The sequence below is a fragment of the Moorena sp. SIO3I6 genome, assembly GCF_010672095.1.
In genome coordinates, this window is the sequence record NZ_JAAHHU010000179.1 from 1 (window position 1) to 10,496 (window position 10,496).

A 10,496-nucleotide genomic window follows, 5' to 3' on the forward strand; every position below is an offset into this window, starting at 1 on the left:
CCGGTAGTAGGATACCGCCAGCAGTTTTTTCTTCAGCGGCGCTTACCTTAACAAAAACTCGATCCCCTAAGGGCTTAACGGTGGAAACACTCAGAGTTACAGCTGCCATATCAGTTTTTCCTCTCTAGTTCATCTGATTCATCTGAGCCGATTTAGCACTCTCAGCTCCTGAGTGCTAATTTACTCAAAATCAGCAAGAGATGGCAATAAATACCTCTGTACGGGTTCCCGAACTCATAGTAGGTTAACAGATGGCGAATGCACGGATGATATAGCTTTGGGTTATTATCTGTGTATCCGTATCGGTATGGTGTAGCTTGTACCTGTTTCATCTAAGGTTTGACCTTAGTCCCAGGAATTGATTAAAAAACCAGAACTACAACCCATGGACTGCTGACCACTGATCACTAAAACCAGCAAATAGATATAACAGATATATTCTTACTCTCGTCCTTTCGACTCATCCTCACACAACAAAAGCCCTAAAACTCATGCCAGCAGACAAAACTGAGCCTGAAGCTACCCCATCTAATTCTGATAATTCTGATAATTCTGACACTTCGACTCTCGGAGAATCGGAACAACTTACCCTAGCCGCTAACGTAAAGAGCTTAGGACTTAATCAAATTCAACGCCACATTTTCTTGTGTGCTGATCAAACTAAACCGAAATGCTGCTCAAAAAAAATTAGCCTTGAATCCTGGGAATATCTTAAAAAACGCCTAAAAGAGCTAAAACTAGACCAGCCCAAGGAGGTTGAGCCAAGTTGCATTTTTCGCACCAAGGCTAATTGTCTGCGAGTCTGTACCTCTGGTCCTGTGATGGTAGTTTACCCAGATGGTGTTTGGTATCACCATGCTACCCCTGAGGTAATTGAACGCATTATTCAAGAGCATATTATTGGCAACCAAGTTTTAGAAGACTATGCTTTTTTAGTTCATCCTTTGCCAGAAACTCTTCAAGCATCTGCTTCAGACTACCAGGCAATGGCAGCAAATGGTACCCAACCCCAACCAGGTTAAGATCCTTTTCCTTACCAACCCTAATTATGGTGAGGTAGGATTATTGGTTGGAGAGTTAAAGCAGCTTGGTAACTTCCAGGCATAAGAAAAGGCAAGAGGTACTACCACTATTAATAAAATTAAGCAAGCAAAGTATAACAAACGTTACAGTTATGAAGGACAATGCTGTAAGAGAGCAAAAAAAACTGCTGCTGATTGATGATGACCCCAACCTCATATTGTTAGTCAAGGACTACCTCGAGTTTCAGGGATACGAAGTGATTACTGCTGAACATGGGAAAGAAGCTCTGGACATTTTAGAGCAGGATATTCCTGATATGATTATCTGTGACGTAATGATGCCAGAGATGGACGGCTATACCCTGGTAGAAAAGGTCAGAGATGATTCTCGCACCAGCTGGATTCCCATACTCTTTCTCTCAGCCAAGGGTCAAAGCCAAGATCGCGTAAAGGGTCTTAATAAAGGTGCGGATGTTTATATGGTGAAGCCCTTTGAGCCAGAAGAACTGGTAGCACAGGTGGAATCCTCCCTCAAGCAAGCGTCTCGTCTAATCCTTCACTCAGGTTCTGGTCCAGACAGCACACCCAAAATTAAAGTTCCTTACGATGTTGAGTTGACTCCTACTGAGCTAAAGGTTGTCCAGCACGTGGCAAGAGGTATGGCAAATCGGGAAATAGCTGAGAAACTGAATGTTTCTCAGCGCACCATAGAAAGCCATGTATCGAACATGCTAGGGAAAACGGGTCTCCATAACCGTACTGAATTAGCTCGTTGGGCAATTGAAAATAGTATGGCATAACGCTCCGTACGCTGATTGGTAAATCCTAGAAAGCCAACCTTGACCATTCACTAATCACACAAGGACTAAGCTCGTGAGCCCAGAAACTATTGTTAACAATCCCTCGCCACCGGCAGAGTCAGCTCCGGCTGGGGGGGCACCTTATGACCTAACTGCATTCGATGCTAGGGTCATGAAAACCTATGGACGCTTTCCTATTGCCTTAGAGCGGGGTGCCGGTTGCCATGTCTGGGATACTTCTGGGCGAGACTATCTTGACTTTGTGGCAGGGATTGCTACCTGTACCTTAGGTCATGCTCACCCAGTTGTGGTAGAAACGGTAATTAAGCAAATCCAAAAGCTAAACCATGTTTCCAATCTCTACTACATTCCAGAGCAAGGGGCATTAGCGAAGTGGCTCATTGACCATTCTTGTGCAGAACGAGTATTTTTCTGTAACTCGGGAGCGGAGGCTAATGAAGCTGCTATCAAACTGGCACGGAAATATGGCCACACTGTGCTCGATATTGAACAGCCAGTGATTTTGACCGCTCAGGCCAGTTTCCATGGGCGAACCTTGGCAACAATCACGGCAACTGGCCAGCCTAAGTACCAGAAAAACTTTGACCCCTTGGTACCTGGATTCGAGTACGTACCCTACAACGATATTCAGGCACTGGAAAATGCGATCGCAGATATTGATGAGGGAAATCGGCGAGTAGCAGCAGTGATGCTCGAACCATTGCAGGGAGAAGGGGGTGTTCGCCCAGGAGACCTAGACTACTTCCAGCAAGTTAGAAAGATCTGTGATCAAACTGGCATCCTGCTGATTCTAGATGAAGTCCAGGTGGGTATGGGTCGCACTGGTAAATACTGGGGCTATCAGAATCTGGGAATAGAGCCAGATATCTTCACCAGTGCTAAGGGATTGGCTGGTGGCATTCCCATTGGAGCGATGATGTCTAAGAAATTCTGTGATATCTTCCAACCGGGAGAGCACGCTAGCACCTTTGGTGGTAATCCCTTTGTCTGTGCAGTGGCCCTATCTGTGGGGAAAACCTTGGAACAGGAGAATATTTTGCACAATGTTCAGGTGCGGGGTCAGCAGCTGCGCACCAGACTCTCAGCGATCGCTAATAAATATCCCGAAGTGATTGAAGAAGTGCGAGGCTGGGGTCTAATTAATGGGCTTGAACTGAAATCAAATATTGATCTAACTTCAATTGATGTAGTTAAAGCTGTGATGGAACGGGGTTTGTTGTTGGTACCAGCAGGACCAAAGGTAGTTCGCTTTGTTCCACCCCTAATTGTCTCAGCCGGTGAAGTTGACCAAGCAGCTCTTATTGTAGAGCAAGCCTTACAAGCTTTAACTTAACCGTTAACCCTCAACCGTCAACTATCAACAATCTCGATAATCTTGACTTTAACTTGACCCTCACCTAACTGAATTTGTAGTTCTTCTCCAGGAGTCAAATTTTCTGTAGACGAAGCAATGGTTCTGTCTGCGGTGCGCACTAGTGCATAGCCTCGTTGTAGGACTTTTTGAGGGTCAAGGGTATTGAGCTTTTCCTTGAGAAGTTGACAGTGCTGGATCCCTTGGCTCAGACGCTTTGATGTAACTTGCAACAATCGCTGATGCTGAAATGCCATCGCATTTTGTTCCTGGTGTAGTTTTTGGTCTACAGCTAAGTGTCGCAATCGTGTGCGTAGATGGTGCAGTTTATGGCGAGATGCCTCTGTGATTTGAGTCACCGCTTGATAAAGGCTAGTCCGCCGCTGTTGATGTTCAGCATAAAGGGTAATCAGTTCTGGTACAGCTTTTTCCGCTGCTGCTGTCGGAGTGTGAGCACTGTGATCAGCTACTAAGTCAGCTAAGGATTCATCCCGTTGATGACCAATACCAGTGATCACCGGTATTGAGCATTGAGCAATTGCTCGCACCACCCGTTCATCATTGAAACAAGCTAAATCCTCTGATGCTCCACCCCCTCTAGCTAATATCAGCAGTTTGGCTCTGCCATCCCCCTCGACTCGATCAATAGCGTTAACTATTGAGGTTGGAGCAAGTTCCCCCTGAACCTGAGCTGGTGAAAGTAAGACTCGTAAACCAGGATACCGTTGCTTTAGTGTACGTTTAATATCTCCCCAAGCGGCAGCTTGGGGGGAGGTAACCACAGCAATAGTTTCAGGATGAATCGGCAGGGGGCGCTTTCGTTGTGGGTCAAATAATCCTTCTGCTTCAAATCGTTGACGTAATTGGCGTGAGCGCAAGGCTTGCAACCCCTCACCCGCCGGTAAGGCTTGCCAAACATTTAGCTGATACTGTCCCCGCTGAGGATAAACTCGGAGGCTGCCCAAAATAATCAACTGTTCTCCTAGTGCTGGTACCTGCACCAGCTTGCTTAACTGGCTCCTCCAGGCTACACATTGTATAGTAGCTTTGGCATCTGGGTCTTGGAGGGTAAAAAACATCCCTTTTGGATGGTTGTTGCTACTAGAAACTTCTCCAATCACCCAAACTCTATGGAGTTGGTTATCTTCCTCTAACAACTCTTGGATATAGTCGGTTAACCCAGCAACCGACACAATTGCTTCTGAGAATAGGGAATTGATTAGAGATGAGGCCATTGTTAAGCTAATCGTCTATTAAATTAATAATTTTTCACATAATGCTGTTGAATGTTGTTTAGTGACTCAACAAGGGTTTTGTTGATTCTATGTAACCAATTTTATTTAAATTCTGAACAAAAGTATTTCCTAGTGGGTAGCCCATGCCAAGACTCGTGCCCTTAGCAACTGACAAAATCTGACTAGTTCCTTTACAAGGAAGTACTTTTGTACTATAATTTACCCAAGTCACTGATCCTCCTCAACATTCCTACCCAGCTTAACCAAGCAGTGTTGCAGAGAGCTGAAGGACTTTCAACCGTTAGAATGGATCAGTAATTATACTCTGGCCTTATCCTTGCATTTGAGATCCAGGAGGCTTGAGCAACACCAATCTTAACAAGGGATGGGATTTACCTGACCGTTGGCCTAATATAGAGTATTAGTCAAATCGGTAAAGAGCCCTAATTTCAATAAAATTAAAATTCACACCACAGCTCTTATAGAGCGATAACTTAGAATCCAAACTACCTAACCAGTCCCGATACAGTAAACTTTTTGAGGCATCCATGGCTACCCCAATCACAAACAGTCCCGAAAAAGAAAAAGCTCTGAACCTGGTACTAAAACAAATTGAGCGTAATTTTGGTAAAGGTGCCATCATGCGCTTGGGTGATGCCACCCGGATGAAAGTGGAAACAATTCGGAGTGGGGCAATTACCCTAGATTTAGCCTTGGGGGGTGGTCTGCCAAAAGGTCGCATTATTGAAATTTATGGTCCAGAAAGCTCTGGGAAGACAACCCTAGCTTTGCATGCCGTTTCAGAAGTGCAAAAATCTGGGGGAGTTGCAGCGTTTGTTGATGCAGAACACGCCCTTGATCCTACCTACTCTGCCGCTTTGGGGGTTGACATCGCCAACCTTTTAGTATCTCAACCTGACACAGGGGAATCAGCCCTAGAAATTGTGGATCAGCTGGTTCGTTCTGCTGCAGTCGATATCGTTGTTATTGACTCCGTAGCCGCTTTGGTACCCCGTGCAGAAATTGAAGGGGAAATGGGTGATAACCAAGTGGGTTTACAGGCGCGGTTGATGAGTAAAGCGCTGCGCAAGATTGCTGGTAACATTGGTAAATCTGGGTGTACTGTTATTTTCCTCAATCAGCTACGACAAAAAATCGGCATCACCTATGGTAGCCCAGAGGTGACTACTGGTGGTAATGCACTTAAGTTCTATGCTTCAGTTCGCCTGGATATTCGTCGAATTCAAACCCTGAAAAAATCTAACGAGGGCGAATATGGGATTCGTGCCAAAGTCAAAGTTGCCAAAAATAAAGTTGCCCCTCCTTTCCGCATCGCAGAGTTTGACATTATTTTTGGCCAAGGGATTTCCCGCTTAGGGTGTTTGGTGGATTTAGCAGAACAAACCAAAGTCATTCTGCGCAAGGGAGCCTGGTACAGCCACAATGGGGACAATATTGCTCAAGGTCGGGATAATACAGTTAAGTATTTGGTTGAACATCCCGAGTTTGCTGAGAATATTGAGCAGCAAGTACGTCAGCAACTCGACATGGGAGCAGTAGTTTCAGCTAACTCAGTGGCTCCTATGGATAGCAAGGAAGCGGATAGCTTAGAAGCAGGAGATGAGGAAGCTTAATCTATCAGCTATCAGCGTGTCGCTTATCAGCTATCAGCCAAAGGCCTGTGGCCAAGCTACACCGAACAGCTTTTGAATAAAATAAGCTGACCGCTGACCGCTGACCGCTGATCGCTAAATGCTTAAAATTAACTTTTCTTGAGTGTACTTTCTAATCAAAAAGCGGTCTAAAATTTATAACTGCTGAGCCGGAGTGACCTAATCGGATCCATAAGAGAGCCTATGCTCACCATGGCTTTGATGATACTCTTCTCCTACTAGTATACCTGAGATTCCTCTTTGGCTCAAAGGAGTATCATGGTTTTCCTGCTATATTTTTCGTTCTGCCTTATTTTCCAAGCGAAATAGCCAAACCATCAAGATAACTACACCAATTTGCAGAGCCAAGTTAGGCATGGCAGTAGCTACAGATTTCCCAGCAGCTAACTGGGCTAAAAAAACCATTGCACCGATAAAACCAGAGGCACCGAAGGCAATATAGATAAACTTTCTTAAGCCTCGGTAGGGATGTTGTGCTTCTGCTTTTAGCCTGGCATACTTCTCTGGATTGATTTTTTGCCGAGAGACTTTGGGATTGGGGTCAGGATTTTTTGAGTTCGAGTTTGTCATTAATGTTTTACCCTAACTTAGCTGACTGATTTGCTATTGCTATAGTAATATTTGCTATATTAATAAACTGGTGCCGATGTAGCTCAGTGGTAGAGCATTCGATTCGTAATCGAACGGTCGGCGGTTCAAATCCGCTCATCGGCTTTGGGTAAGCATAGAGCTATCAGTTATCAGCTATCAGTTATCAGCTATCAGCTATCAGCCAAAGGCCTGTGGCCAAGCTACACTGAACAGCTTTTGAATAAAATCAGCTGACCGCTGACCGCTGACCACTGACTGTTGACCACTGACCACTGACCACTGACCGCTGACCGCTGACCGCTGACTGCTTACCCACTGATATTAGTTTTAAGGATATTAAAGCTCAAATGGGAGCCACCTTTAGGTATGATCTTAAAAAAGTATGAAGTTAATCGTGTAGCGAGGTAAGATGGTTTTTGATCTAGATTCCAAATTCTAGAACTTTCACCATTAGACCAATGTCTCACCTACTTCTTCATCTTCCGTATTTCATATCTTCTTGGGAGAACTCAACATGGTAACCCTCAAAATCATTGTTTATATAGTCGTTAGCTTCTTTATTGCCTTATTTGTGTTTGGCTTTTTGTCAAACGATCCATCTCGTAACCCTAAGCGGAAGGATTTCGAGTAAATAGCGATCGGCCAACTAGAGATAGCCACAGCTCTTTAACACGGGACTATACAGACAAAACCACGCTCTTAGAGGAGGGTGGTTTTGTATTTGTGGTTAATTATTGTAATATGGGCTGTCTTTGTCGATAACCGATTTGGAACTACAATCTTGGGGATTGAGTCAAGGATTGTTGGTCTGAATAGTAAAACACCAGACAATTAGTGAAAAATGCCCCAGCCAGTTCAGCCGCCGGTCGTACCCGCAATTATTCAAACCGTTAAACCTTCCCAGACCACTAGCCACCTAGATGAATTATCTCAAACCATAACCGTTTCGGCACAGTACCAAAAACAGCAAAACCAGGTACTGCTCAAACCCTACCCCACAGGAGAGCTCAAGATTGAGGCTTTCCCAATATTAGCCACAGACAAAAGCGCTGCTAGCTTAGGTCCACCCATTTCCCCAGCAGTTGGCCAGACCTTGCCAAGGATAACAAACAGCCAAGACAATTGGCAACTAGGGCAAGGACAACAGTGGCAACAAGCTCTTCTAAAACTAGGAATCAAGCAACCACTCAATCCTGATTTAACGTCCTTACTCAAGAGTCCAACTCCAGAAGCACCATCAACTCTGGAACCGGAATTTTCTACTAGGGTTTCTCCTAGGTTTTCCTCATCGGTTACTTCTGAGACACCCGTTGCTGATTCTGGGTATGATTCCGCCCCCCTAGCCCCCCAGCGAGCAATCCCTCGCTGGGGGGAACAAAACCTTCAAAGTCCCCTGCCCCCCTCACCACCCAATTTTGGGGGGAATTATCGGACTTCAATTGAGCAACGCCAACCTGATCGCCAAGCTGATAGCCAACCTGAGATTAAACCTGAGCCTGGGAATCAGGAAAGATTCTTTGCTGTCAAATCCTACCCCAAACCATGTTCTACTCTTGAAACCTTACCGAATCCAGATGAATCCTTGAGTATCAATTCCAATTGCCCTTTGCCAATTGCTAGAAGCAAGCGCATTATAGCTCAAGAGCGGGGGGGAGAGACTAGAGAGTTTGAGTTAATCATCCCTGAACAATCTAACCCAGCTTCCCTAGACGAGACTGCACCACCATCAGACCAAGACTTGTCTCAACCCCAATCTGGTTCCGAGTTAGATTCCGAAGTTACTGCTCCTACAATTACCTTCGATACCAATGAGCAGCTAGACATACTTGAGCTGACTTCAGACCGTCAGGAGTATGACCAAACCAGACAAGTGATTACAGCGGTGGGTAATGTTACCTTGCGGTTCCAAGATGCCTTACTAGAAGCTGACCGTCTGCAAGTCAACTTGCCTACTCGGATTGTGGTTGCGGATGGGAATGTGGCTCTGACCCGTGGTAACCAGGTGCTAGAGGGAGAGCGCTTTGAGTATTATTTTGTTCAAGATACTGGTGTGGTTTTCAAGGCTAGGGGAGAATTTGTCAGAGCAAGTTCAGATTCTGGGCCACCCCCCCCAACTCAACCGGTCAGTCGCAGAATTATTAATAGCCAGCCCTTAACTGGAATTAGTAATCCTGGAGCCTTTGCCATTGAGTTTGGTGCTCGGGTTATTCCCAATGCTGAAACTGGGACAAGCACAACAACCATAGAATCCCCAGAAATAGAAGGGACTATCAATAGATTCCGCTATGAAGCCGACCGGGTGGAGTTTGACGGGTTAGAAGGAGTTGCTACTAATGTCAGAATTACCAACGACCCCTTTTCCCCACCAGAGTTGGAGTGGCGCACCAGAAATGCTCGATTTAGACGGATTTCCCCAGAAGTAGATGAAGTAGTTGCCAAGAATCCTCGACTGGTTTTTGATCAAGGGTTTTCCTTGCCTACATTTCGTGAACGGTTTGTGATTGACCGCCGTGAGCGGCAACCGAGTTTATTGGATTTTGGGTATGATGATGACGACCGGGGTGGTGTGTTTATTCAGCGTGGCTTCAAGATAGTTGAAACTCCCTCGGTCAGGTTTAGTCTAACACCACAGTTCTTTCTTCAAAAAGCTATTCTTGGAGACAATGATGAAGATGAGAACAATGATGCAGAAGGTGGTGGCGTAATCGATCCGGCTAACTTTGGTTTGCTTGTTGACCTCGATGCTACCTTAGGTTCACGCACTACACTAGTAGGTTCCGCAGCACTCACTAGTCTGGATCCTGAGGATTTAGAAAACGAAACTAGGGGGAGTTTGCGCCTCCGACAAACTATTGGTAACACCTACCCTCATCGCTTGACCTTAGAAGCTAGCTACCGCGATCGCCTTTTTAACGGGTCTTTGGGTTTCCAAACCGTTCAGAGTAGTATTGGGGGTATATTTGAATCACCGACAATTCCCTTAGGGAAAACTGGCTTGACTATTCGATATCAAGCTGGCGTTCAGCGCATTAATGCTAACACAGATCGAGTAGACTTGCTACCTCTGCCACCTCGGGATAACAATCGGATTAATTTGACCCGTTATCAAGGGAGTGCAACCTTAACTTGGACACAACCCCTTTGGCAAGGTAAAATCTTGCCAGCAACTGCTGAAGAAGGTATGCGCTATACACCAGCACCACTGCTTCCCAATATTCAACTGAATTCATCCATTACGGGTGTTGCTAGTGCCTATAGTAACGGTGATTCTCAAGAGTTTCTCCGTGGGAACATTGGCTTAACTGGGCAATTCGGTCATTTTTCTAAACCGTTTCTGGACTATACGGGTTTTAATATCAGCTATAGTCAGGTAGCTTTAGGAAATACATCACCATTTTTATTCGACCGAGTTGCAGATACTCGTATTCTTAATGCTGGTATTACCCAACAACTCTATGGTCCCTTTCGAGTGGGTTTTCAGACTTCCCTAAATTTAGATACTAATCAGGAAATTAGTACTGATTTCTTTTTAGAGTATTCTCGTCGAAGCTACAATATTTTATTGCGCTATAATCCAGTTCAACAACGGGGTTTAGTTGGTTTACGAATTAATGATTTTAATTGGACAGGTGCAACGGAGCCTTTTGATACGTTTAGCAACAGCTGGGAGGATGATTAGGGAGTCGGGAGTCGGGAGTCGGGAGACGGGGGTCGGGAGTCGGGAGGCGGGGGTCGGGAGTCGGGAGTCGGGGGTCGGGCGTCGGGTGTAGGGAGTAGGGAGGCGGGAGTGGTGGGAGGAGCAC

General features: G+C 45.4%; 8 protein-coding genes, 1 tRNA gene and 1 pseudogene. 7 read left to right on the plus strand and 3 right to left on the minus strand.

What is annotated here, in order from left to right; all coding sequences use genetic code 11:
- Nucleotides 1–109 (minus strand): annotated as a pseudogene (locus F6K49_RS29970) (co-chaperone GroES); the annotation flags it as partial.
- Between the two features lie 382 nt (nt 110–491).
- Here F6K49_RS29970 and F6K49_RS29975 point away from each other — a divergent pair.
- The 3 genes from F6K49_RS29975 (at nt 492) to F6K49_RS29985 (ending at nt 3,176) form a co-directional block, all read left to right on the plus strand.
- Nucleotides 492–1,022: a ferredoxin gene (locus tag F6K49_RS29975; RefSeq protein WP_293102449.1), complete on the plus strand. Its 531-nt coding sequence runs from the start codon at nt 492–494 to the stop codon at nt 1,020–1,022.
- 152 nt (nt 1,023–1,174) lie between these two features.
- Nucleotides 1,175–1,822 (plus strand): response regulator transcription factor, encoded by a 648-nt coding sequence (locus F6K49_RS29980; protein ID WP_293021314.1) that lies wholly within the window; start codon nt 1,175–1,177, stop codon nt 1,820–1,822.
- Nucleotides 1,823–1,895: 73 nt separating this feature from the next.
- Nucleotides 1,896–3,176, plus strand: a complete 1,281-nt coding sequence (locus F6K49_RS29985) for an aspartate aminotransferase family protein (RefSeq protein WP_293102452.1) — start codon at nt 1,896–1,898, stop codon at nt 3,174–3,176.
- A gap of 17 nt (nt 3,177–3,193) precedes the next feature.
- On the opposite strand, the gene xseA is transcribed toward F6K49_RS29985, so the two are convergent.
- Nucleotides 3,194–4,429, minus strand: a complete 1,236-nt coding sequence (xseA, locus tag F6K49_RS29990) for an exodeoxyribonuclease VII large subunit (protein WP_293102455.1) — start codon at nt 4,427–4,429, stop codon at nt 3,194–3,196.
- Nucleotides 4,430–4,977: 548 nt separating this feature from the next.
- On the opposite strand from xseA, the gene recA reads away from it, so the two are divergent.
- Complete coding sequence (gene recA, locus F6K49_RS29995) at nt 4,978–6,063, plus strand: recombinase RecA (protein ID WP_293021320.1); 1,086 nt, start codon at nt 4,978–4,980, stop codon at nt 6,061–6,063.
- A 309-nt stretch (nt 6,064–6,372) separates the two neighbouring features.
- Here the strand turns inward: recA and F6K49_RS30000 are convergent, their stop codons facing one another.
- Complete coding sequence (locus F6K49_RS30000; RefSeq protein ID WP_293102458.1) at nt 6,373–6,672, minus strand: DUF3493 domain-containing protein; 300 nt, start codon at nt 6,670–6,672, stop codon at nt 6,373–6,375.
- Nucleotides 6,673–6,744: 72 nt separating this feature from the next.
- On the opposite strand from F6K49_RS30000, the gene F6K49_RS30005 reads away from it, so the two are divergent.
- From F6K49_RS30005 to F6K49_RS30015, 3 genes are all read left to right on the plus strand, one after another.
- A tRNA-Thr gene (locus tag F6K49_RS30005) sits at nt 6,745–6,816 on the plus strand.
- A gap of 391 nt (nt 6,817–7,207) precedes the next feature.
- Nucleotides 7,208–7,324 carry a photosystem II reaction center protein I gene (locus tag F6K49_RS30010; protein ID WP_293021326.1) on the plus strand — a complete coding sequence of 39 codons (117 nt, stop codon included), beginning with the start codon at nt 7,208–7,210 and terminating at the stop codon, nt 7,322–7,324.
- A 210-nt stretch (nt 7,325–7,534) separates the two neighbouring features.
- Entirely contained in the window at nt 7,535–10,372 is a 2,838-nt protein-coding gene (locus F6K49_RS30015) for a DUF3769 domain-containing protein (protein WP_293102463.1), read from the plus strand.
- Nucleotides 10,373–10,496: the final 124 nt, after the last annotated feature.

Coding starts and splice junctions, on each gene's coding strand:
- F6K49_RS30000 (WP_293102458.1), bottom strand. CDS start 6,672: ATGACAAACTCGAACTCAAAAAATCCTGACCCCAATCCCAAAGTCTCT.
- xseA (WP_293102455.1), bottom strand. CDS start 4,429: ATGGCCTCATCTCTAATCAATTCCCTATTCTCAGAAGCAATTGTGTCG.
- F6K49_RS29980 (WP_293021314.1), top strand. CDS start 1,175: ATGAAGGACAATGCTGTAAGAGAGCAAAAAAAACTGCTGCTGATTGAT.
- F6K49_RS30015 (WP_293102463.1), top strand. CDS start 7,535: ATGCCCCAGCCAGTTCAGCCGCCGGTCGTACCCGCAATTATTCAAACC.
- F6K49_RS29975 (WP_293102449.1), top strand. CDS start 492: ATGCCAGCAGACAAAACTGAGCCTGAAGCTACCCCATCTAATTCTGAT.
- recA (WP_293021320.1), top strand. CDS start 4,978: ATGGCTACCCCAATCACAAACAGTCCCGAAAAAGAAAAAGCTCTGAAC.
- F6K49_RS30010 (WP_293021326.1), top strand. CDS start 7,208: ATGGTAACCCTCAAAATCATTGTTTATATAGTCGTTAGCTTCTTTATT.